We start from the raw sequence: 22888 nt of genomic DNA on the forward strand, positions 1-22888 counted from the left end.
GCTGGAATGTCGAATCCACAGCAACCCGAGGTACGGCGCAGCGGAAAAGGTGCCGCTACACCCCAGGAGAGCGGGGAGAAAAGGGCATCGCAGCCCCGGACCGCGCAGGGCAAGGGCGGCGAGGCGCACGGAACCGACCGGGGCGCCAAGGGCGGAGGAAAGGGCGGCGGCACACCGCCGGAGCAGGCGCCCGACCACCCGTGAGCGGGAGCTCCCCCGACGCTCCTCACGTGACATGAGCAAAGGCCGGGGGGAATGCGCGTGGAGCGCATTCCCCCCGGCCCGCGTAATGGTGCGGAACAGTCTGCGAATTCCGGATCCCGGTCAACCGCCGACGTACCAGGTGAATCCGCCGGACGCGGCGAGAGCAATCAGCACGATGAACAGAATCACGTCTCAGTCAGCGATGCGCACACGTGGTTGAGGATTCATCCGACGGCCTGACGTTCCGGACGCGCACAACGCGCACGACGCGCCCGTCCAGTCCAAGTCGCCCCCGCCCGGCGCTGTTTCGTCTCATTCGGCTTGTCCGAGCACTCGGACCGGGTGTGTCCTAGGGGATGAACAGTTGCCCGGCCTGGGAGGGGAGCGACCGTGCACGAGATACTGCGGGCCACGTCCGGCAGCCCGCTGTTCGAGGTGACTGCGGCTCCGTACGTGGTGCTCGACACCGACCTGTGCATTCAGGGCGTCAACCCGGCCTACCTGCGTGCCACCGGACGCTCGCGCGAGGAGTTGATGGGCGTCTTCATGTTCGACGCCTTCCCGGACAACCCCGAGGACGCCCACGCGACCGGCGTGCTGAACCTCGGCTCCTCCCTGGAACGGGTCCTGCGCCGCGCGGTACCCCACGACATGGGCGTGCAGCGCTACGACATGCCCCGCACCGACGCTCCAGACGCGTTCCGTCGCAACCCAATGCTGGGTGGTTGTGGAGCCCGGTCAACTCCCGTTGCTTTGATCATTAAGTGATCTCAGTAATCCCGGCGTTTCCGCCGCGATGGTCCGTAACGGTCTCACCAGAGCGCGAGTTGCGCGACGGTCTCCCGTTTCTTTCCCGGCCCGGGGGCTGGGGATTGTGCCACCTGCCCGCCCCGTCCCGGCTCTCGGCGCGGGCGGGTGGTGCGGGTCTTGTGGTCGGCTCCACGGGGCTTTGACTCCGCCTTGGCGAGGTCCAGGTCTCCGGCCACTCCGGTACCTGTGGTGCGGGTCGCGAGGGCGAGCAGGTTGTGTCCGGCGTTGGCGTCCCGGTCGATGACCAGGCCGCAGTTGTCGCACTCGAAGAGGCGCATGCTGAGGGGCAGTTTGGCTTTCACCACGCCGCAGCGGGAGCAGGTCTTGGAGGAGGGGAAGAAGCGGTCGGCGACGATCAGGCGTGTGCCGTGCCGGCGGGTCTTGTAGGTGAGCTGGCGTCGGATCTCGCCGAACGCGGCATCCGCGACGCGGCGGGACAGGCGCCGGTTGCGGCCCATGCCGGCGACGTTGAGGTCCTCGACGACGATCGTGCCGTACGTGGAGGCGAGGCGGGTCGTCATCTTGTGCAGGGTGTCTGCGCGGAGGTTCGCGACCCGGTGATGGATCTTGTTCCGCGCCTGGTTTGCCTTCTCCCAGCGCTTGGACGCCTGCTGCCCGGTGGACCGGTCGGGGCCCTGGCGGCGCGAGACGATTCGGCTGGCGCGGCGCAGCTGCTTGTGCGCGCCATCGAGATGGCCCGGGTTGGGTTCGACGGCCAGGACACCGTCGCTGTCGGCGAGGACGGCCAGCGACTTGATGCCGAGGTCGATACCGACCGCCGCGCCTGGGCGGGCGACTTTCACCAGCTGGTGCTTCTGTTCGACCTGAAGCGAGACGAACCAGCGGCCCCTGTCCAGACGTACGGTCGCAGACAGGATGCGCAGGTGCCCGGCGTCGACGAGGGCCACAAGATGGCCGGCGTCCTCGTGCAGGCGGACCGTGCCGATCCTGGGCAGGGTGACATGACGCCCATCCGGCTCGATACGTATCGTTCCCGTGGTGAACCGGCAGGTCAGGGGCGCTTTCCGCTTCGACTTGAAGCGGGGGATGCCCATCTTGCGGCCCTTGCGCTTACCGCTCTTGGACTTCGAGTAGTTGTCGAACGCAGCCGAGGCGTTGGCCAGGCCGGTGTTGTACGCCTCCTTGGAGTTCTCCTCCCACCAGTCAGCGAAACGCGGGTTGGTGCGCTTGTCCTGGTTGAAGGCCTTGCGCAGCGAGGGCAGCGACCACGACCGCCACTCCGTCAACTCGTCCTCGCCGACGCCATAAGACTGCTCAGCCTTCCGCTGCCACCACACGGCGGTGACGTACGCAACAGCCCAGTTGTATGCGGCCCGCGCCGCACCAGCATGCGAATGCAGGCGGCGGTCGGTCGTGGCATGCGCATCCAGTGCGAGCCTGTGCGCCAGGACGGTGAAGCCCGGCCGCGGCTTGAACTTCTTCATCCGGCCCTCTCCGGTCCGGTGACGACGGCCCGGGCGGCGCGTTTCTTCGCCCAGCGGCGGACAACCAGGCGCCGTCCCGTTGGCGAGAGCGCGGCTTCCAGGTGCTCGACGCCGAAGGGGGCGAGGCGGTCTCGGTGCTCGAGCACGATCGTGTCCACATCCGGGTCGGCGAGTAGGCGGCACAGCCTGCGGCGGCGCCCGTTCAAGCCGGAGCCGACCTCCCTCACCACCCCGGCAACGGCGAGCCCTAGCTTCGTTGCGCCCTGCACGGTCCGGGCGACCTGACGCTCCGGATCCGCTCTCTGGTCACCGGACCAGACACGGCAGTACGCCATCACCCGCCAGGCGGCCTGCAAAGCGGGTTCGGTCACCAGCCATGTACCCGACGGCGTCTGAACGACCGGGGCCGGCATACGACGCACAGGACCTTCTTTCGCCCAGGCCCACGCGCTCTGGTAGCGCACGCCGTTGCGTGCTGCCCACTCAGAAATCTTCACGAAGCCAGGGTATTCACCGAAGACAGCGGATCTCCACTGAATGGAACGGGCTGCTGTTTACCCCGTGTCGGACGGCGAAGGGCGCACCTTCGGCGTACTGCACTACGTCGAGGACATCACCGTGGTGGACGACATCCTTCATCACGCCCGTGAGGCCGACCCGCCGGTCGTCACGCTGCGGCCGGCCGCCGTCCTGCGCCGCGCGATGCTCGCCGCGGCCTGCTACGAACGCGCCTCGACGTCCTGGAGCGCCGCACGGGCGAACTTGGGCAGCCAGCCGCACGACAGCGACGGGACGCACTGTGGCACCGGACCGTCCACGCGGCCCGCGGGGACCGGCGCCCCGGCGGCTGCGCGGACGCCGTGTGCTCCACCGCGGTGGCGGAGTTGCTGGGGGCCGACGCCGCCGCGATCACCGTGCAGGCTTCGGGCCTGTTGCCGCAGCACCTCGCCGTCACGTCCCCGCTGGCACGGCGTGCGGAGGAGATCCAGTGGGTCGCCGGCGAGGGGCCGTCGCTGACCGCGTTCGAGACCGGCGAGCCCGCCCTCATGCTGTGTATGGACCGGGACGGCCCCGCTTGGCCCTTCTTCGCCGACAGCGCGCGCGGCATCGGCGTTTCGGGGGTCTTCGTGTTTCCGCTCCGTACCGCCGCCGCGACCTTCGACACCCTGACTCTCTACGGCGCTCGCCGGAACGATCGCAGGGAGGAACCGCCCGCCGCCGCGCAGACGTTCGGCGACATGGCCACCGCGGTGCTGCTGGCCGACATGGACAGCGAGATCGTCGGACATGTCAGGGCCATCGCCGACGCGGACGACATCAACATCACCATCGCCATTCTCTCTGCGGTGCACGGCATCGGCACACACGAAACCGGGCTGTGGCTGCGCGCGGCGGCCGACGAGGCGGGTCGGCCACTCGCGGCCTTCGCCCGCGAGATCATGGCCCGGCACGGCCACAAGCCGGGCGGCATTCGCTGAACTCCCGTCGCGGCGGACGTGCTTGGTCACAGCACTTCGCCACCCCTCTGGTGGATGGTTGCCCCAAAGGGCTGTGGCGCCCAGTGCACGGCTCTACGGTGGACACGTCGGCCGGGCTCGCCCCCGCTGAGTTGCGTGGGGGCGATCAAGAGTGGTGAGGGAGGGCTGTGCGTGGACAGGGGTGCGACTGTCGAAGACTTGCTGGGCAGCCTGGATTCGCTGGTGGACGAGGAGGAGCGAAGGGCGTGGGCGAATGCCTGCGCGCACGCACTGGGGCTCGACGGTGTGGCGGTCTCGCTGGGCGAGGAGCTGGTCTGGTTCAGCGACTGGACCAGCGCGCGGCTGGAGGACATGCAGTTCGTCCTCGGACAGGGCCCCGGCCTGGTCCTCATGGAAGACGGCGGGGTGCTCGAGGTGCCTGACCTCGACCTCCTGCTCGCCCGTCAGTGGCCGCAGTTCGTGCCTGAGGCAAAGGAGTTGGGCGTGGCCGCGTTGTTCGTGTGGCCCGTCAACATCGGAGCGGCCCGGGTCGGGACGCTGACCGGGTATCGACGCTCGGCGGGGCCCTTGGCCGGGCGGCATGTGGCGGAGGGCTGGCTGGTGGCCGATTCGCTGGCCGGACATCTGCTGGGGCGCTGGCCGGGCACGTCCGCCGGGGAGGACGGCCCCGGGCATGCCGGGGCGGTGGACCTGCACCGGGCCGAGGTGCACCAGGCCACGGGGGTGCTGAGCGTGAGACTCGCCGTTCCGGTGGACGAGGCCCTGGCCAGGCTGCGGGCCGAGGCCTTCGCCTCCGGCCGGTCCTTGACGGACACCGCCCGACACATTCTCGAACAAGAACTTCCGCCGTGACTTGGAAAAGCCCCGGGCCCGCGTGGCTCGGGGCAGGCTCGCGACGGGCCCACGGAAACCAGGAGAAAGCGAAGGAGCATGAGCAGGGAGCAGCACATCGCGCGTACGTTTGTGGAGCTGGCCGACACCCTGGTGGAGGACTTTGACGTCATCGACTTCCTTCAGCAGATGACCGTCCGCTGTCAAGAACTCCTCGACATCACCGATGCCGCGGTCCTCCTCGCCCACTCCGGCACCCGCCTGTACAGCCCGGCACCGTGCGATCCGGCTCCCGGGCTGCAGCGCGTGCTGGAGGTCGCCCTGGACGAGGGTCCGGCACTGGAGGCCTACCGCACCGCCCGCTCGATCGTCCCCGAGAACGCCGCCGACGCGGCGGCACGCTGGCCGCGGTTCACCGAACAGGTGCTGCAGTCCGGCTATGCGCTGCCCAGCGTCGTGCCGATGCGGCTGCGCAAGGACAGCATCGGCTGCCTGATCCTTCTGCACACCGGCGAGCGGTCCCTGACGGTGGATGACCTGTCGCTCGCGCAGACGCTCGCCGACGCGGCCACCATCGGCCTGCTGCACGCCCGTACCCTCCGCCAGCAGGAGACCGTCAACACGCAGCTGCACACCGCCCTGCACAGCCGCATCCTCATCGAACAGGCGAAAGGCATCCTCGCCGCCCGTCGGAACATCCCCCTCAACCAGGCGTTCGAAGCCATTCGGTATTACGCGCGTCACCATCGGACCCTGCTCAGCAAGGTGGCGCAGGAGGTCATCGACGGCGGACTCGTGCCGCCCGACCCGCCTGCCGGCCCCCGAGGGCAGTCGGTGCGCCGGAAAGCGGCGGGCGAGTAGCCGCCCGGGATGCGGGGTGGTGCGTGCCCCCGCACCCTGGAGGTATGGGTTCCGCGCCGATAGTCGTTCACCCCTTGTCGCCCACAGGTGGGCGCAGGGTGACGGCGCGCGGGGAGATCCTGGGCCTCGCCCACAGCGATCGTGACGTGGTCGAGTTTTTGCGGCGTGCGGGCCTGCCCGACGCGGAGGGGCTCCTCGACGACCCGGCGTGGGTGAAGTGGCGCGGTGGGCGAGCGCATCATTACGAAGCGGCCTGAAGAGCTGTGTGCCCGGTCTGGCGGCCGGTGGTGCGGTGTGGTGCGAGCAGCTGTAATGCGGGCGGGTAGAACGCGCAGTGCTGGGGACCCGTTGACGCAGGCCGGGTCAGTGACGCATCCCATGGGGGCTGATCCGGGCAGGCTCCCCTGGTTCAGACCGCGAGCCGGGCGGAGCCGCCCCCAACTTCACACCGACCCGCTGCGGTGATCCGCGCGAGTGCGGCGTCCGCTGACCTCTGCGCCAGCACATGTCGTGGCCGGGGGTGGTGCGTGGACCCGGGTCCACGCACCAGGAGTGCGGCGTCACCAGTTGTAGACGATGTCACCGTTGCTGTTGACCATCTTGAACGTCCCGTCCCCTTGGTCGATGACGCACCCGAAGCCGCCGTCCCCCGTCTCTCCGCAGACGGTGTCGGCGCTGGCGGGGCCCGCCATGGCGATGCCTCCGCCGACGAGGAGGCCGGCGGCCGCGACGGCGACGGCGAACCTCCGGGCCCGCCTGCGGCCCGGCGGCCTGGTGGTGTCGTTCTGCTCCATGACTTGACTCCCTGCTCTCGTTGGGCTGTCGATCGCAGGGAGTTCGGAGCGTCAGGCCGGCCGGATTGCCCCGGGTTCAGGGGCGCGGGAGAGGGCCGCGAAGATCCGCTCGCAACGGGACGTCATCTCGGCGGCCGTCTGCTCCGGATGGTGGCGCCACCATGTGACGGCGGCGCTCACGGTGCCGTACCAGAGATGTGTGGCGAGGTCGGTGTCGAGCGGGTCCTCCGCCAGGGGGGAGTCGAGGAACTCGGCCACGCCGACCGACCCCAGGCGGTTGAGCTCACGCCGGTGGACGGTGGCCGCCGTGTGGAGCGCGCCGTCGGCCGGCAGCGTCGTGTCGTAGACCAGCTCCCAGTCGTCCAGCCGCGTCTCGAGCGCGTGGAAGATGGCGGCGAGGGTGCGTGCGGCGCGCGTGAGGTCCGAAGGGCCTTCCTGCGCGCTGCTGACCGCCGCGACCAGGCGGGTTCCGGCTCGCTCCAAGCAGGTCAGATACAGGCCGTCCTTGGAACCGAAGTACTCGTAGATCATGGGCTTGGTGATGCCGGCCCTGGAGGCCACCTCAGCGGTCGACCCGCGCGCGTAGCCCTTCCTGCCGAACTCCTCCGCCGCCGCGTCCAGGATCAACCGCTCCCGGTCCTTGCGGGGCATCCCCTTGGTGCCCACGGTGCGCGCGGCCTTCTCCTGCTTGCCCATGGCGACACCCTATGCCAGGGTGACCGCCAGGTAACTTACCCGGCGTTCAGATGGGTGGCGGTCATGACCGGCAAGACGCGTTCGTGGTGGGGCTGGGGCAACGTCGAGGACGCGGTGTCGGGCCGGGAGCGTGCGGAACTCACCCGGCGGACCGCCCAGTTGCTGCCGGGCGCCGACCTGACCGTCCACGAGGCGCCGGCGATCACGTCGTTCGGCGTGGGCGCGAGCAGGGTCAAGGCCCCGGCATCCCTGGCGCCGATCGTCTCGGCGGACGTGCGCGACCGGCTCGCGCACAGCCATGGGCAGGCCTTCCGCGACGTCGTGCGGGCGTTGCTCGGCCACCTGCCCCACGTGCCCGACCTGGTCGTACGCCCGGCCTCCGAGGCCCAGGTCGTCCAGGTCCTCGACTGGTGCCACGACGCGGACATCGCGGTCGTCCCGTTCGGCGGCGGCTCATCAGTGGTGGGAGGCGTCGAACCGCGCGTGGGGGAGCGGTACGCCGGGGTGGTCAGCCTGGACATGACGTCGATGGACCGGGTCCTCGAGGTCGACACGACCAGCCGGGCCGCCCTGGTCCAAGCAGGCGCCCTGGGACCGCAGTTGCAGGAGCAGTTGCGTCCCCGCGGATACACCCTGCGCTTCTTCCCCCAGTCCTTCGAGTTCTCCACGCTCGGAGGCTGGCTGGCCACCCGGGCGGGCGGCCACTTCGCGACACAGCTGACTCATGTCGACGACCTCACCGAGTCGTTGCGGGTCGTCACCCCCAGCGGAGTCGTCCAGTCCTGGCGGCTGCCCGGATCGGGCGCCGGGCCTTCACCCGACCGCATGTTCCTCGGCTCCGAGGGCGCGCTGGGCGTGATCACTCAGGCCTGGGTGCGGCTCCAGGACCGCCCTCGGTGGCGGGCCGGTGTGTCGGTGGGCTTCGCCGACCCCGACGCGGGCGTGCGGGCCGTGCGCGCCTTGTCCCAGTCCGGGCTGAACCCCGCCAACTGCCGGCTCCTGGACCCCATGGAGGCGCTGATCAACGCGGGTTCCCCGACCGTGCTCCTGGTGCTCGGCTTCGAATCCGCGGACCACCCCGTGCACGCCGCGATGGAACGCGCGCTGGAGCTCTGCCGTGACCACGGCGGCGCCCCGGCCGAGCCGCCCCGCTACACGGACAGCACCCAGAGCACCGGCCGTGGCGCCCGCGGCGGAGCCGCCGACACCTGGCGCTCCTCGTTCGTACGGATGCCGTACCAGCGCGACGCGTTGGCCGCACAGGGCATGATCGTGGAGACGTTCGAGACGGCCTGCACCTGGGACCGGTTCGACGCGCTGCGCGCGGCCGTCGACGAAGCCGCGCGGGACGCCATGCGGCAGGTCGGTGCGGAAGGCGTCGTGACCTGTCGGTTCACCCATGTCTACCCGGACGGGCCCGCCCCGTACTTCGGGGTCTACGCCGCGGGCCGCTGGGGCAGGACGGTGGAACAGTGGGACGAGATCAAACAAGCCGTCTCCGGTGCCCTGATGGCACACGGCGCCACCATCACCCACCACCACGCCGTGGGCCGCGATCACCGCCCCTGGTACGACCAGCAGCGCCCCGACCTCTTCGCCGCCGCGCTGCGGGCGGGCAAGAAGGTCCTGGACCCGGCGGGCATCCTCAACCCCGGGGTGGTCATCGATCCACTGCCTGCTTCCTGAGTCAGGGCAGCCGGAAGGCGCGCCCCAGCGTATGCGTGCGGCTCACGCGTCGAGGTCGCGCAGGGCGTTCTCGACGACCTCGGTCAAGGCGGGATGGATCCACAGCGGTTGTTCCGCGACGTCCCGGGCCGTCAGGCCGAAGCGCATGGCGAGCACGAGCGGCTGCACCAGGGTGGCGGCCTGGTCCCCGAGGATGTGGGCTCCGAGCAGGCGCCCGGTTTCGCGTGCGGCCAGGACCTTGCAGAAGCCGGTGGTGTCCTCCAGGGCCCAGCCGTACGCCACGTCCTCGTAGCGGTGCAGGCCGCTCGCGTAGTCGAGGCCCTGCTCACGGGCTTCTTGTTCGGTGAGTCCCACCTGTGCGATCTGCGGGGAGGTGAACACGGCCGACGGCACCACGTCGTACGACATCGACCGCGGCCGGCCGGGGTGCAGGAGGTTGTGGGCCACCACGGTGGCCTGGCGGTTGGCGACATGCTTCAACGGGGGGCCACCGGCCGCGATGTCACCCAGGGCCCAGACGCCGGAGGCACTGGTCCGCAGTTGCGTGTCGACGGTGATCAGGCCCTTGTCGTCGCATTCGATGCCGGCCCGCTCGACGTCGAGGTGGTCGCTGTTGGGGCGACGGCCGACCGCTACGAGCAGGGTGTCCGCCTCGATGACCGTCTTGTCGTCGAGCGTCAGCCGCAGCTTGCCCGGTTCGCCGGTCACCTCGCTCAGCTCGCGCCCGAGCCGCAGGTCCCACTGGCCGTCGACGAGATCGGTGAAGACCCGGGAGATCTCCTCGTCCTGCGGCATCAGGAGGCGCTCCTGCTGCTCGACCACGGTGACGGCGGTCCCGGCCGAGTGGAAGACGTGGGCCAGCTCCGCCGCGATGTATCCGCCGCCGAGGATGACCATCCGCTCGGGCACCTGATCCAGGCGCATCACGGTGTCGGAGGTCTCGAACGGGAGCCCGGAGTCGGCGACCACCGGCGGCACCACGGGGCGCCCGCCCCCGGCGATCACCATCCGGTCGGCCGTGACCCGCTCGCTCCCGCCCTCGCTCTCCACGAGCAGCTCACGCTCCCCGGTGAACTGCGCGTGTCCCCGGTAGACCGTCACGAAATCCTCGTCCCGGCGGCCCTGCTCCCCGTCGCGCGATTCGGCGTCGAGCCGCCCGAAGACACGCTCCTGGACCGCGGGCCAGTCGACACCCTCCAGCGTGGCCCGTACGTCGTGCCGATCGCTCTCCCGCACATGGCGGGCCACGTCCGCGGTCAGCGCGAGCATCTTGCTGGGAATGCACCCCGCATTGAGGCACGTACCTCCGAAGGGTCCCTCCGCGACGACGGCGACGTCCAGGTGGGCGAAGCGGTCGTCGATGAGTGAGTTGCCCGTGCCTGCTCCGACTACGACAAGATCATGATGCGGCATGAAAGATATGTAGCCGCCCACGGCGTCTTCACACCTGCGCGACCCGAGTCGCAGCCGTATGCCCGTCACCCGTCGGCGGCCGACTCATCCGAAGGTGAAGGAGTACGCCTGGATTCCCGCGCCGGGCCGGATCTCCACGGTGGCCTCGTGTGCGCTGTCGTCGTCGACCAGTGTGTAGAGGGTCGGGGCGCCGGTCACTCGGAGCGTGGCGGTGACCTTCCCGTCGCGCAGTACCTCCACAGGGCCGTTTCCGGAGAGGACCACGTTGACGTTCTTGGCTTTGTAGGTGAAGGCGAGACGTGCGTCGGGGCCGGCGGTGAAGTACTCGTATCCCGCCGTCCAAGTTCCGCCCAGGGAGAGCTTGTTGAGGGGGACACGCGACGCCATGCGGTAGACGGTGGCCTTGTCGTCGATGAGCGGGTCTCCGATGTAGCCGCGGATGCGCAGGTTGCTGAGGTAGGTCTCCGGGGTGCGGTCCTGGGTGAGGTCCGCGTCCTCCTGGCCTGTCTTCGGCGGCAACTGGACCTGTGGATCTGCCTGCTTGAGGAGGGTGCGGATGAGATCTTCGGTCTGGTCGTACTGTCCCTCGCCGAACTTGAAGTGGCGCACGGTGCCTTGGGCGTCGATGAGGTACTTGGCGGGCCAGAAGCGGTTGCGGTAGTTGTCCCAGGTGGTCAGCTGGTTGTCGAGGGCGACGGGGTAGTCGACACCGAGTTTTCTTGCTTGGTCGGCGACGTTGCCGGGGTCCTTCTCGAAGGCGAACTCGGGCGAGTGCACGCCGATGACCTCCAGGCCGCTGTCCTGGTAGGTGCGCTGCCAGGCCCCGATGTGGGGAAGGCTGCGTTGGCAGTTGATGCAGGAGTAGGTCCAGAAGTCGATCAGGACGACCTTGCCGCGCAGCGACGCGAGGTCGATAGGCCGGCCGCCGGGGGTGTTGAGCCACTTGGTGATGCCGTCGATGGCGGGGGCCTTGCCGCAGGAGCGCAGTTCGTCGGCGCCGTCCTCGCAGCGGGCGAGATCCTTGTTGGAGTTGTTGTACAGGCCGGACAGCTGTTGGCGTGCGATGTCGCTGTCCTCGATCTTCCTCTGTGCTGCCGAGGTGTAGTCGGGCAGCGCCCGCTGAATGGCGTCCGTGACGTTGAAGGCGAGGGCGCAGGCCAGCGCGATCATCAGAGCGCCCGCGGCGATGCGCAGCTTGCGGGCCCGCGCACGGAAAGCGGTGACGCGTTCGGCGACCCGGCGGCCCGCCAGGGCGAAGGCCAGCAGGGGGAGTGCGGTGCCCACGGCGAAGGCCACGGTCAGGGCCACGATGTCGGCGCTGATCTCGCCCCGGGCGCCGGCCACGGTGATGGCGGCCAGGACGGGCCCCGCGCAGGGGACGTACAGCAGGCCGAGTCCCAGGCCGAGGGCGAAGGCGCCGCCTTCCTTGTTGATCTGCCGCTGGGGAATCCGGGCGAAGGGCCTCTCCAACAGCCGCTCGACGGGCGGAAAGATCAGACCGAACCCCAGGAGTATCAGCAGGCCGAGGCCGACGTAGCGCAGGATGTCCTGCGGCAGGCCGAGCGCGGAGATGAGCGTGACGCCGAGCAGGGTGAAGAAGCTGAAGCTGAGCACGAGGCCGGCCACCACCGCGTACGGCCGCCGATTCCGTGCGGCGGGACCTGCGCGAGCCCCGGGGGAAGCCGGTGCGTCGGGGCCGCCGGCCAGAAAGACCACCGGCAGCACCGGCAGGATGCAGGGTGAGACCGCGGTGATCAGCCCGCCCAGCAGACCGATGAGGATCAATGTGAGCATGGCTGCCGCCTCTGGTCCGCAGGAGTGTCCGATGGACTTCTGATGCAGATGATTCGTTGGCGTACGTGCTCCGGATTGGCCCCCGCGTCGCTCGCACCGGGTGCGCCATGCAGATATCTGGGCGAAAGAGGAAAAAGTTACATAACTGGGCAATCCGAACGGGCGGGCGGTGACGAATCCCTGATGTGAGGGCGTGCAGGAGACGCGCCGGCCCGGTGGCCCCGCGCCCTCACCGGCCCGTGGGCCGTCAGGGGGGCCGGTGGACGCCAGTGTCCGCCGAAGGAGGGTTGATCATGACTGCTCATCGCGCAACGACTCGGATGGTGCTGGGAGCCGCTGCTCTGGCGCTGCCTCTCTCGCTCGCGGCGTTCGCCCCGTCGGCGTCGGCGACGTCAGGTGACTCGGAGGGGCCGTTCGGTCCGGCCTGTTCGTCCGTCCCCAAGGACGGCGCGGGTTCGCTCGACGGCATGGCCAAGGACCCCGTGGCGACCGCCGCGTCCAACAACCCGGAGCTGTCCACCCTGGTGACGGCGGTGAAGAAGGCCGGTCTCGTGGACACGCTGAACAACGCGAAGAACATCACGGTGTTCGCGCCGACCAACGCGGCCTTCGAGAAGATCCCGAAGGCGGATCTGGACAAGGTGCTCAACGACAAGGCCCAGCTCACCAAGATCCTCACCTACCACGTGGCAGGGGAGAAGATCACGCCGGACAAGATGTCGGACGGCACCTTCAAGACGCTGGAGGGAAGCAACCTGACGACCTCGGGCTCGGGCGAGTCGTACAAGGTGAATGACAGCGCCAAGGTGGTCTGCGGCAACGTCAAGACCGCCAACGCCAACGTCTACCTCATCGACACCGTCCTCATGCCCAAGAGCTGACCCACGGTTCGCCGGCCGGGCCCCGCATCCGGACGTTCAGGATGCGGAGCCCGCCTTCTGCGGATCGTGGCCCCAGTTCATGAGGGAGTAGCGCCAGGGGGTCTCGCTGATGTCGCCCTTCGGGCGTTGCTTCATGTGCCGGTGCACATAGCCGACGACCTTGCGCATGTGGGTGACGTCGCTGTCGGTCAGGTCGGCCTTCTTGGTGCGCAGGAGTGTGACGATGCGGCGGCCCGAGGCGTGGCCCACGCTTTCCGACGCACCGTCGGACTGGCCCACGCTGCGGGAGTCCTCCGTCTTGAGCCACTTCTCGAGTTCGCCCGCGGTCATGTTCACGGCCTCGTCGAACTGCTCCAAGGTCTCCTTGCGGTCCGTGTCAGCTGCCTTGGTCATGACGACTTGCGTTTCTTGTGCAGCGACTCCGGCTTGTGGACCGCTCGGCGGCCCGACTTCTCGCTCTCCACCTCGTACTGCGGCTCGTCCTTGGACGCGTCGACGGTGCGGCCGGCGCTCTCGGTCCGCCCGGTGATCTTCTTCTTCACGGTGCCGGGGACGGTCTGTCCGTGGCTGCTCCAGGTGACCTCGTCGCCTTTGCGCAGCTTCTTGTCCTTGGCCATGTGGCGTGTTCCTTCCGATCGTCGGGACGACGAGACTCATGATGGAGCTGAACACCACAGGGGGCATTTCGGGCGCGTGCGGCCCCCGAGGGTGGGCAGATGGCCGAGGGTGCGGACAGCTCAGCGATATGGCAGACGGAGGAGAGCCGGATGGCGAAGGTCCATGGCCGTGGAGCAGAGGACGTCGTGGTCGTCGGAGCCGGACTCGCCGGTCTCGCCTGCGCCCTGGACCTGTGCCGCGTCGGGCGGCGGGTGACGTTGCTGGAGGCGTCCGACGGTCCGGGCGGCCGGATGCGGACGGACCGGCAGGACGGGTTCCTCCTGGATCGCGGGTTCCAGGTGTTCAACACCGCCTATCCGCAGGTGAAACGGCGCGTCTATCTGCAGAGTCTTCGGCTGCGGCCGTTCACCCCGGGCCTGCTCGCGCACACCCCGGACGGGCCGGTCCGTCTCGTCGATCCGACCCGGCGGCCCGGCGCGGCGGGGTCCCTGCTGCCCGGCCGGGCCCTCGCGTCCCGCGACTTGGCCGCGATGGCGGCGCTCACCGCCCGCGACGCGGTGCTGCCCGTCTCCCTCCTCAAACGGCGTCCGGACCGCTCCACCGCGGCCGCGTTGTCCCGGGCGGGCCTCTCGGAGGCGGCAGTGGATCACATCCTGCGCCCGTTCCTCTCGGGTGTCTTTCTGGAGGATCGCCTGGAGACCTCCGCCCGTTTCTTCCACCTGGTGTGGCGCAGCATGGTCCGGGGGTCGCTGTGTCTGCCCGCCGAGGGCATCGGCGCGGTGCCCGCGCAGTTGGCCGGGAACCTGCCCGCCGACGTCCTGCGCCTGGAGACGCCCGTCGCCGAGGTCACCGACGCGGGCGTGCTGCTGGCGGACGGCCGTGAGGTGGCGGCCGCGAGCGTCGTGGTCGCCACGGACGCCGCGACCGCAGCCCGCCTGCTGCCGGGCCTGCCCGTGCCGGACGGGCGCACGGTCACCACCTACTACCACGCGTCCGACAGCACCCCGCTGCGCGAGCCGACCCTGGTGGTCGACAGCACCGGGGCAGTGCTGAACACCTGCGTGCTCAGCGACGTCGCACCTACCTACGCACCCCCCGGCACCGCACTGATCTCCACCTCGGTGCTCGGCACCGACGGGCCCGGCGCGGCGGACGCGGTGCTCCGACGCCTGGCCGAGCTGTACGGCACCGACACCAGCGGCTGGGAGCAGGTGGCCGTGCGCACGGTGGCCGGCGCACTGCCCGCCATGCTGCCGCCCTGGCCGCTCAGCCGCACCGCCCGCCACAGCCCGGGAAGGTATGTGTGCGGGGACCACCGGGCCACCGGTTCGGTGCAGGGCGCGCTGGCGTCGGGCACGCGCGCCGCGCGGGAGGTGCTGGCCGACTCGGCGTGAGGCTGATGCCGCGGCGATGGCCGGCCCGCCTCAGGGGGCTTCGTCCCGCACGCGCGCCTGCTGCGCCAGCAGCTCGTCCAGATCCGTCAGCCGGTCAAGGCCGCGTACGGCCCTGACCATGCGGGCGTTCCTCTCAAGGACCGTGCGGTGCCGGTGGAGAAAGGCCCAGTAGCCGCCGCTGTAAGGACACGCGTCGTCGCCGGTGCGGTGTTTGGGGTCGTACGCGCACGGGCCGCACAGGTCGCTCATCCGGTTCACATAGGCGCCGCCGGAGGTGTAGGGCTTGGTCGTCATGCGCCCGCCGTCGGCGAACTGCGACATGCCCACCACGTTCGGGACCATCACCCAGTCGTAGGCGTCGACGAAGCACCGGTGGAACCAGTCGGTGACGGCTGCCGGATCCCAGCCGCGCTGGAGCGCGTGGCTGCCGAGCACCATCAGCCGGGGAATGTGGTGGGTCCACCCGGTCGCGCGTACTTGGCCAAGGACGGTCGACAGGCACCGGGCCTGTACCGCGTCGGCGTCGAGTTCGGCGAACCAGTCGGGTACGGGAGCGTGGTGCCGCAGGGCGTTGCGGTCACGGTAGTCCCGCTCGAAGTACCAGTAGAGGTGCCATACGTACTCCCGCCACCCCGCGATCTGCCGCACGAAGCCCTCGACGCTGTTGATCGGCGCCTGGCCCGAGCGCCAGGCGGCTTCCGCGCGCTGCACGCACTCGTCCGGGTCGAGGAGCCCGAGGTTGAGGGGAGCGGAGAGCAGGCTGTGACTCATCACCGGATCGGCGGTGAGGATCGCGTCCTCGTACGCACCGAAGGTGGGCAGCCGGTGTTCGATGAACCGGTCGAGTGCGGCGAGCGCCTCGCGGCGGGTGGCGGGGAACCGGCGCGGCCCGTCCTTGCCCACGAAGGACACGTCGCCCGCGCGCTCCCAGCGGTCCAGGTCCTCGCGTACCTCGGCGTCGATGTCGTCTTCTTGCGGGCGGTAGGGGGAAGGCAGGTCCAGCGTCGCCGCGCCTTTGGGTGGCGCTTCCCTGTTGTCGGTGTCGAAGTTCCAGTGTCCGCCCGCGGGTTCGTCGCCGTTCATCAGGATTCCGCCGCCGCGCCGGACCCAGCGGTAGAAGTCCTCGTGGCGCAGCCGGGTCGATCCGTGCCCCTTGGCCCAGGTCGCGAAGTCGTCGTTCGGCACGAGGAACCCGCGCGCGGGCAGCACCCGTACGCCGGGGAGCGAGGAGACGAAGTCCAGGGCGGCGTGGGAGGTGGGGTGATGGACGGTGATGTCCCCGACGACGGCGGCTTCGCGCAGGCCTTGGCGGTAGGTCTCGGCCTTCACGTACCGCACGCGATCACCCAGCTCGGCGGCCCGGTGACGTATGGCGGACAGCACCAGATGGGCCTTGGCGCGGTGGAACCTGCGCCTGCGCAGGACGGAACGGGCCTCGATCATCAGCAGGGGTGTGTCGTGCCGCGGCCCCGTCGTGCCCGGTCGGGTGAAGTGGGGCCCGAGTTGATCCCCGAAGAGCCAGTGGGTCGTGGGGGTGGACGTTCCGCCGCTGTCGTCGGTGGCATCGGCCTTGTGGGACATGTGTCCTCGCACTGTTCGGGCGCACTGTTCGGGTGGTCGCACGGCGACGCTCGCGCGGCCGCGTGCCCTCGCGGCTGCGGCGTTTCGCACCCTATGTGCCGCATCGGTCGCCGACGTGATGCCGCGCCCCCAAGATCAGGCTTCCTCCTTGGGGCCGGTGCCGACGGGGGGCGGCCGTCGGACCGTTCGCGAGATCCCACGCGCCATCTAATGCTCTCGTAAATCTGTCGAATATTTGCAATCCATGCCACGCATCTTGCGTTCTTGCTGGGGTGGCGGTTGAGTGCTGCCGTCGCCGCCACACCCCCCACCCGAAAGGTGCGCCCCAACTGTGGGTCGGTATGTCGTGAAAGTCGCTATGTCATGAACGCGTCATTGGCATGCATCGAGAGGAACATCCATGAGATGGAGACAGCGGAGCCGACGCACCATCGGCGTCTGGCTGACCGCCGCACTGCTGGGAGCCGGGGTTCTGCCCGTTGCCGCCCACGCGGTGCCGACGGCGCCTTCGGCACCCGAGGCGGCCACGAATCTGGCGCTGAACAAGCCCATCGAGGCGTCCACGTCCACCCAGAACTACTACGCCCCCAACGCCAACGACGGCAGCACGAGCAGCTATTGGGAATCCAGCGGCCATCCGTCGACGCTGAGCGTGAAGCTCGGCGCCGACGCGCAGCTCGACTCGGTCGTCCTCAAGCTCAACCCGGACGCGGCCTGGGCGATCCGTAAGCAGAACATCGAGGTGCTCGGCCGCACGCAGTCCGCCACCGACTTCAGCACGGTGAAGGCCAGGGCCGACTACACCTTCGACCCCGCAGGCAACCGCAACAGCGTGACGATCCCGGTCTCCGGGCGCTACGCCGAGGTCCGCCTGAAGATCTACTCCAACAGCTCCGGATACGGGGGCCAGGTCGCGGAGTTCGAGGTCAACGGCACCCCGGCGCCCAACCCCGACCTGACCGTCGCCGACCTGAAGTGGCGGCCCGCGCAGCCCAGCGAGAGCGATGCCATCAAGGTCGACGCCACCGTGCGCAACACCGGTTCGGCTGCCTCGGCCGCCACCACCGTCGACGTCAGTCTGGGGGGCACGGTCGCGGGCAACGCCAAGGTCGGCGCGCTCGGTGCCGGTGAGTCGGCCACCATCCCGGTCGACATCGGCAAGCGGGCACAAGGCAGTTACACCGTGTCCGCGGTGGTGGACCCCGGCGACACGGTCCCCGAGCAGGACAACGACAACAACAGCCGCACCGCCGACGCGAAGCTGACCGTCGGCCAGAGCCCCGGCCCCGACCTGGAGGTCACCGGCATCACGTCGAACCCGGCCAACCCCGCGGTCGGCTCCGAGGTCACCTTCGCGGCGAAGGTGCGCAACCGCGGGACCAGCGCCGTGAGCGCCGGGTCGGTGACCCGCCTGACGGTGGGCGACAAGACGCTGAACGGCACCACGCCCGCCATCGCCGCGGGCGAGAGCGCCACCGTCGGCCTCTCGGGCACCTGGACCGCCACCAGCGGCGGCGCCACACTCACCGCGACCGCCGACGCCACCGACATCGTGGACGAGACGAACGAGGACAACAACGTCTTCGCGCGCTCCATCGTGGTCGGGCGCGGCGCGGCCGCGCCGTACGTCGAGTACGAGGCGGAGGACGGCAAGTACACCGGCACGCTCCTGGAGGCGGACGCCGAGCGCACCTTCGGGCACACCAACTTCGCCACGGAGTCCTCGGGCCGCAAGTCGGTGCGGCTCAACTCGACCGGCCAGTACGTGGAGTTCACCTCCACCAGCGCCACCAACTCCATCGTCGTACGCAATTCCATCCCCGACGCCCCGGGCGGCGGCGGCCAGGAGAAGACGCTGAGCCTGTACGCCGACGGCAAGTTCGTCCAGAAGCTGACCCTCTCCTCCAAGCACAGCTGGCTGTACGGGAACACGGACCAGCCCGAGGGCCTGACCAACACCCCCGGCGGCGACGCGCGCCGGCTCTTCGACGAGTCGCACGCCCTGCTCGCGCAGACCTACCCCCAGGGCACCAAGTTCCGCCTGCAGCGCGACGGCGGTGACGACGCCGCGTACTACACGATCGACCTGATCGATCTGGAGCAGGTGGCGCCGGCGGCGAGCAAGCCCGCCTCGTGCAGGTCGATCACCGAGTACGGAGCTGTCCCCAACGACGGCATCGATGACGCGAACGCGATCCAGAAGGCGGTGACCGCCGACCAGAACGGCGAGATCGACTGCGTGTGGATCCCGGCAGGCCAGTGGCGCCAGGAGAAGAAGATCCTCACCGACGACCCGCTGAACCGGGGCCAGTACAACCAGGTGGGCATCAAGAACGTGACGATCCGAGGCGCCGGCATGTGGCACTCGCAGCTGTACTCGCTGACCCCGCCGCAGGACGCGGGCGGCATCAACCACCCGCACGAGGGCAACTTCGGCTTCGACATCGACGACAACACCAAGATCTCCGACATCGCCATCTTCGGTTCCGGCACCATCCGGGGCGGCGACGGCAACGCCGAGGGCGGCGTCGGTCTCAACGGCCGCTTCGGCAAGAACACCAAGATCGCGAACGTGTGGATCGAGCACGCCAACGTCGGCACCTGGGTCGGCCGTGACTACAGCAACATCCCCGAGCTGTGGGGCCCCGGCGACGGCCTCGAATTCAGCGGGATGCGCATCCGCAACACGTACGCCGACGGCATCAACTTCACCAACGGCACCCGCAATTCGTCCGTCTTCAACTCCTCGTTCCGCAACACCGGTGACGACGCGCTCGCCGTGTGGGCCAGCAAGTACGTCAAGGACACGTCGGTCGACGTCGGCCACGACAACGTGTTCCGCAACAACACGGTGCAGCTGCCGTGGCGCGCCAACGGCATCGCGGTGTACGGCGGCTACGGCAACAAGATCGAGAACAACCTGGTGTACGACACCATGAACTACCCCGGCATCATGCTCGCGACCGACCATGACCCGATCCCCTTCACCGGGCAGACACTGATCGCGAACAACGGGCTCTACCGCACCGGCGGAGCGTTCTGGAACGAGGACCAGGAGTTCGGCGCCATCACCCTGTTCGCGCAGGGCCCGAGCATCCCGGGTGTCACGATCCGCGACACTGACATCCACGACTCGACGTACGACGGGATCCAGTTCAAGACGGGTGGAGGTGCCATGCCGGACGTGAAGATCAGCAACGTGACGATCTCGAAGTCCAACAACGGCTCCGGCATCCTCGCCATGGGCGGCGCGCGTGGCAGCGCGACGCTCAGCAACGTGAAGATCAGCGACTCGCGGGACGGGGACATCCTGATCGAGCCCGGCTCACAGTTCGTGATCAACGGCGCGAACGCGCGCGTCGATCCGGACATACCGGGGACCAGGCAGGGGCTGTAGCGCCTTGGTGGCGGCGGCGCGGTGGCGTGACCCGAGCAGGTCACCGCCCGCCGTCACGGGGTGAGCCGTTTCTCGAACCAGTGGTGGGCGTAGGGCTCGTCGTTGAAGGCGGGCACCTCGGTGTAGCCGCTGGTGCGGTAGAGGCGGGTGGCGGCTTCCAGGGCCTTGTTGGTGTCGAGCCGTACGCGGTCGCAACCGTGCCGGGCGGCGCGTTCCTCCAGTTCGGACAGCAGGCGCCGGGCCAGGCCGAGACCGCGTGTGCGGGGGCCGACCCACAGTCGCTTGATCTCGGCGGGCGCTCGGGGCGGCAGCTTGAGCCCCGCACAGCCCACCGGTTCACCGTGCAGCCGGGCGACGAGGAACAGGCCGCGCGGGGCGCGCAGTTCGGCCGGGTCGGGCAGCAGGCTGTTGCCGGGGTCGAAGCCTTCGTCGAAGAGTTCCTGCAGTTCCGCGGCGTACGACCGCAGGCAGTGGGCGGCGTCCGGGTGGTCGGGGTCGAGTACTTCCAAGGAGACCACCGAGGCCGTCAAGAGCCGCTCGACCTCGGCCATGGCCGAGGTCAGCCGATCCCGCTGCCGGGCGTCGAGCGGGGCGAGGAGCGATGCGGCGAGCGCGTCGCTGCGCTCGCCGAGCAGAGCGCGCTCCGCCTGCCCGGCCTCGGTCAGCCGCAGGGTGCGTACCCGCCGGTCGCGGGGGTGGGCCTCGACCACGATCAGCCCGTCGCGCTCAAGGGCGCGCAGCAGCCGGCTGGCGTAGCCGGAGTCGAGACCGAGCCGGTCCCGCACGCTGCGCACGTCGTGCGCCCTCTCCTCGCCGCCGAGCTCCCAGAGCAGCCGCGCCTGCCCGTAGGGGCGTGTGCCGCCGAGATAGTGATCGTGCAGCACTCCCACGCGCTCGGCCACGGTCCGGTTGAAGCGTCGTACCTGCTCCACCTGCTGGTTCTGCATTCTCTGACTCTAGTCAGAGAATGCAGAACCAGCCATGCCCAGTGCCCTGCTGCCCGGAGCGCAGCTCTCCTTGAGGTCGTCGAGTTCGGAGGCCGTCAGCTGTTTCTCGGCGGAGCCGCGACGGCTGGTGTCGAGCTGGGCGCACGCCCCGTCCAGCCAAGGGCGGGACGTCTCGACCCCGACGAACGCGGCGAGGCGGCTGAGTTCCTCGCGCGGGGCGTCGAGGAGATCTTCGTAGGCGAGCGTCATGCGGTGTGCGGCGGGCAGGCCATCGAGGAAGCGGGTGCCCTGGATGACGAGTTCGGACCACAGGGCGCCGAACCGGCGCAGGGGAAGATCACGGTCCTGTACGAGGGTGGGGTCGAACTCTTCGCCGAGGAGGGGCGCCAGGTCGGGCGGCAGTGAGCGCACGTGCTCCTCGGTCAGGTCAGCGAAGTTCTCCACGCCCGTCCGTTCTCTGATCTCGCGGATCAAGGTGATCACGCGGTATCCGGGGTGGCGGCTCATGGACAGGGCGCAGTCGGGTCCGTCCCGGAAGAGGTGCACGAACTTGGCGTAGGGGAAGGCGGCGCGCAGCCCTGGCGCCCAGCCCGTCGAGTAGCCGGAGCGCTCCACGACGGCGCTGCCCCCCACCCGCGTGCCGAGCAGCTCGAAGAGCGCCTCGTGGTGTTCCGCGGCGGGCCGCACGGGCCAGTCGATGACCGCGGCGCGGATCTCGTCGAGCAGGCCGTCGGGGTCGTCGGTGAGGTGCGGGAGCACCATGAGGGAGAGCGCGGGGATGCCGGTGCTCCGCGCCGTGTACCGCCCCGGACGGTGCGTGTAGAGGAACTCGGGCATGAGGACGCCACTGCGGATCATGTTCGCGAAGTACGGGGTGGGCCGGAAAAGGGCCTCCCAGAACTCCGCGCCCGAGACCCGTCCTTCGGGAAAGGCCGCGTCACCCACGGAGGCCATGTACTCGTTGAGGCTGAGTACGTCGGGGTGGGTGTTGAGGATGCGGGACAGCGCGGTGGAGCCGCTGCGGCCGGTGCCGATGACGAAGGTCAGACTGCGCAAAGTCGCTCTCCGGGGCCGGGGTGGGGTGCCGGGACTGTGTGCACCTCAGCACACCCATGGCGAGGGCGCCAGGTGGCAGCGGGAACGGCGGCTTCAACACGCTGGGTGCCAACTGACTTTGACGGGAGGGCTGTTGACGTAGCAGATTGCGTTCCGCTGTCCTTGCTTCCCGTCCTGACCAGTTGAGAGAGGCACCGTAATGAGCAGTGAACCGGCAGACATCCACAAGATAGACACCTCGCTTCCGCACAGCGCGCGCGTATGGAACTACTGGCTGGGCGGCAAGGATCATTACGAATCCGACCAGCGGGCCGGGGACGCCTACAAGGAGAAGTTCCCTCTGATCGTCCCGATGGCCCAGGAGTCACGTGATGTGCTGCGCCGCTCGGTGAGCTGGATGGCGCGGCAAGGCGTCAAGCAGTTCCTCGACGTGGGCGCCGGACTGCCCACGGCCAACAACACCCACGAGATCGCCCAGCGCATAGCGAGGGACAGTCGGGTGGTGTACGTGGACCATGACCCGATCGTCTTGATGCATGTCGACACGCTTTTGCGGAGCACGCCGGAAGGCGCCACGGATTACGTGCTTGCGGACATGCGCGACACCGCGACGATTCTCGAGGGCGCGGCGAAAACGCTCGACATGTCTCAGCCCATCGGCCTGGTGATCAATGATGTGCTGGGTCATATAGACCCTTGGGAAGACGTGCTGACTTTGGTGCGCGGTCTGGTGGCGGGACTTCCGTCGGGCAGTTATGCCTCGCTGAGCCACTCTGATGCCGACGACGAACTGCACCGCAGTGTGCAGGAGGAGTACAACAACTCCGGCGCGATTCCCTACATTCTGCGCAGCCCGGAGCAGACGATCTCGCTCTTCGACGGTCTTGAACTGGTCGACCCCGGCTTTGTTCCCTGGCCGAAGTGGAAGCCGGACGCGGTCATGCCCGGCTCGTTGACCATCCGGGCCGGATGGGTCGGCGTGGCGCGAGTGCCGTAGGGAGG

Annotated in this window: 22 protein-coding genes; 11 read left to right on the top strand and 11 right to left on the bottom strand. The window is 69.4% G+C overall.

From position 1 onward, the window contains the following. Positions 1-6 precede the first annotated feature (6 nt). Positions 7-204, top strand: coding sequence for a hypothetical protein (locus tag AB0M70_RS11055; RefSeq protein ID WP_365818683.1), 198 nt, complete (start codon positions 7-9; stop codon positions 202-204). A gap of 390 nt (positions 205-594) precedes the next feature. Then, entirely contained in the window at positions 595-972 is a 378-nt protein-coding gene (locus tag AB0M70_RS11060) for a PAS domain-containing protein (protein WP_365818685.1), read from the top strand. Positions 973-1016: 44 nt separating this feature from the next. Here AB0M70_RS11060 and tnpB read toward each other — a convergent pair whose 3' ends face one another. Both tnpB and AB0M70_RS11070 read right to left on the bottom strand, forming a co-directional pair. Further along, complete coding sequence (gene tnpB, locus AB0M70_RS11065; RefSeq protein WP_365818687.1) at positions 1017-2459, bottom strand: IS607 family element RNA-guided endonuclease TnpB; 1443 nt, start codon at positions 2457-2459, stop codon at positions 1017-1019. Next, positions 2456-2956: a recombinase family protein gene (locus AB0M70_RS11070; protein WP_365818689.1), complete on the bottom strand. Its 501-nt coding sequence runs from the start codon at positions 2954-2956 to the stop codon at positions 2456-2458. The genes tnpB and AB0M70_RS11070 overlap by 4 nt, the downstream gene beginning before the upstream one ends. Positions 2957-3343: 387 nt before the next feature. Between AB0M70_RS11070 and AB0M70_RS11075 the strand changes: the two genes are divergently transcribed. The 4 genes from AB0M70_RS11075 (at position 3344) to AB0M70_RS11090 (ending at position 5886) form a co-directional block, all read left to right on the top strand. Then, positions 3344-3937 (top strand): hypothetical protein, encoded by a 594-nt coding sequence (locus tag AB0M70_RS11075; RefSeq protein ID WP_365818691.1) that lies wholly within the window; start codon positions 3344-3346, stop codon positions 3935-3937. Between the two features lie 198 nt (positions 3938-4135). Then, positions 4136-4789 carry an ANTAR domain-containing protein gene (locus AB0M70_RS11080; protein WP_365818693.1) on the top strand — a complete coding sequence of 218 codons (654 nt, stop codon included), beginning with the start codon at positions 4136-4138 and terminating at the stop codon, positions 4787-4789. Between the two features lie 78 nt (positions 4790-4867). Next, the gene (locus tag AB0M70_RS11085; RefSeq protein WP_365818695.1) at positions 4868-5629 is read left to right on the top strand and encodes a GAF and ANTAR domain-containing protein; all 762 of its coding nucleotides are present in this window, start codon (positions 4868-4870) and stop codon (positions 5627-5629) included. 44 nt (positions 5630-5673) lie between these two features. Next, the gene (locus AB0M70_RS11090) at positions 5674-5886 is read left to right on the top strand and encodes a hypothetical protein (RefSeq protein WP_363205737.1); all 213 of its coding nucleotides are present in this window, start codon (positions 5674-5676) and stop codon (positions 5884-5886) included. 303 nt (positions 5887-6189) lie between these two features. Here the strand turns inward: AB0M70_RS11090 and AB0M70_RS11095 are convergent, their stop codons facing one another. Both AB0M70_RS11095 and AB0M70_RS11100 read right to left on the bottom strand, forming a co-directional pair. Continuing rightward, on the bottom strand, positions 6190-6423 hold the full coding sequence (locus tag AB0M70_RS11095; RefSeq protein ID WP_365818697.1) for a hypothetical protein: 234 nt from the start codon (positions 6421-6423) through the stop codon (positions 6190-6192). A gap of 51 nt (positions 6424-6474) precedes the next feature. Next, a complete protein-coding gene (locus AB0M70_RS11100; RefSeq protein WP_365818699.1) occupies positions 6475-7119 on the bottom strand; it encodes a TetR/AcrR family transcriptional regulator in 645 nt (214 codons plus the stop codon). Positions 7120-7182: 63 nt separating this feature from the next. Here AB0M70_RS11100 and AB0M70_RS11105 point away from each other — a divergent pair, with 63 nt between their 5' ends. Further along, complete coding sequence (locus tag AB0M70_RS11105) at positions 7183-8805, top strand: FAD-binding oxidoreductase (protein WP_365818701.1); 1623 nt, start codon at positions 7183-7185, stop codon at positions 8803-8805. A gap of 42 nt (positions 8806-8847) precedes the next feature. Here the strand turns inward: AB0M70_RS11105 and AB0M70_RS11110 are convergent, their stop codons facing one another. Together AB0M70_RS11110 and AB0M70_RS11115 are read right to left on the bottom strand one after the other, a co-directional pair. Continuing rightward, positions 8848-10218: a mycothione reductase gene (locus tag AB0M70_RS11110; protein ID WP_365818703.1), complete on the bottom strand. Its 1371-nt coding sequence runs from the start codon at positions 10216-10218 to the stop codon at positions 8848-8850. A gap of 84 nt (positions 10219-10302) precedes the next feature. Continuing rightward, entirely contained in the window at positions 10303-12012 is a 1710-nt protein-coding gene (locus AB0M70_RS11115) for a cytochrome c biogenesis protein DipZ (protein ID WP_365818705.1), read from the bottom strand. A 293-nt stretch (positions 12013-12305) separates the two neighbouring features. Here AB0M70_RS11115 and AB0M70_RS11120 point away from each other — a divergent pair, with 293 nt between their 5' ends. Beyond that, positions 12306-12893: a fasciclin domain-containing protein gene (locus tag AB0M70_RS11120; RefSeq protein WP_365818706.1), complete on the top strand. Its 588-nt coding sequence runs from the start codon at positions 12306-12308 to the stop codon at positions 12891-12893. A gap of 36 nt (positions 12894-12929) precedes the next feature. Here the strand turns inward: AB0M70_RS11120 and AB0M70_RS11125 are convergent, their stop codons facing one another. Beyond that, positions 12930-13286, bottom strand: a complete 357-nt coding sequence (locus AB0M70_RS11125; protein ID WP_365818707.1) for a DUF3140 domain-containing protein — start codon at positions 13284-13286, stop codon at positions 12930-12932. Beyond that, positions 13283-13510: a DUF2945 domain-containing protein gene (locus AB0M70_RS11130; RefSeq protein WP_365818709.1), complete on the bottom strand. Its 228-nt coding sequence runs from the start codon at positions 13508-13510 to the stop codon at positions 13283-13285. Before AB0M70_RS11130 ends, AB0M70_RS11125 begins: the two co-directional genes overlap by 4 nt. Before the next feature lie 150 nt (positions 13511-13660). Between AB0M70_RS11130 and AB0M70_RS11135 the strand changes: the two genes are divergently transcribed. Then, on the top strand, positions 13661-14905 hold the full coding sequence (locus AB0M70_RS11135) for an NAD(P)/FAD-dependent oxidoreductase (protein WP_365818711.1): 1245 nt from the start codon (positions 13661-13663) through the stop codon (positions 14903-14905). 30 nt (positions 14906-14935) lie between these two features. On the opposite strand, the gene AB0M70_RS11140 is transcribed toward AB0M70_RS11135, so the two are convergent. Then, positions 14936-16486 (bottom strand): cryptochrome/photolyase family protein, encoded by a 1551-nt coding sequence (locus AB0M70_RS11140; RefSeq protein ID WP_365818713.1) that lies wholly within the window; start codon positions 16484-16486, stop codon positions 14936-14938. A 400-nt stretch (positions 16487-16886) separates the two neighbouring features. On the opposite strand from AB0M70_RS11140, the gene AB0M70_RS11145 reads away from it, so the two are divergent. Then, positions 16887-19883 carry a CARDB domain-containing protein gene (locus AB0M70_RS11145; RefSeq protein ID WP_365818715.1) on the top strand — a complete coding sequence of 999 codons (2997 nt, stop codon included), beginning with the start codon at positions 16887-16889 and terminating at the stop codon, positions 19881-19883. Positions 19884-19936: 53 nt separating this feature from the next. On the opposite strand, the gene AB0M70_RS11150 is transcribed toward AB0M70_RS11145, so the two are convergent. Together AB0M70_RS11150 and AB0M70_RS11155 are read right to left on the bottom strand one after the other, a co-directional pair. Beyond that, positions 19937-20830, bottom strand: a complete 894-nt coding sequence (locus AB0M70_RS11150) for a helix-turn-helix domain-containing GNAT family N-acetyltransferase (protein ID WP_365818717.1) — start codon at positions 20828-20830, stop codon at positions 19937-19939. A 9-nt stretch (positions 20831-20839) separates the two neighbouring features. Beyond that, positions 20840-21886, bottom strand: a complete 1047-nt coding sequence (locus AB0M70_RS11155) for a sulfotransferase (RefSeq protein ID WP_365818719.1) — start codon at positions 21884-21886, stop codon at positions 20840-20842. A 199-nt stretch (positions 21887-22085) separates the two neighbouring features. Between AB0M70_RS11155 and AB0M70_RS11160 the strand changes: the two genes are divergently transcribed. After that, positions 22086-22883, top strand: coding sequence for an SAM-dependent methyltransferase (locus AB0M70_RS11160; RefSeq protein WP_365818721.1), 798 nt, complete (start codon positions 22086-22088; stop codon positions 22881-22883). Positions 22884-22888: the final 5 nt, after the last annotated feature.

The sequence above is a fragment of the Streptomyces sp. NPDC051214 genome (genome assembly GCF_040682375.1).
Taxonomy (GTDB): Bacteria; Actinomycetota; Actinomycetes; order Streptomycetales; family Streptomycetaceae; genus Streptomyces.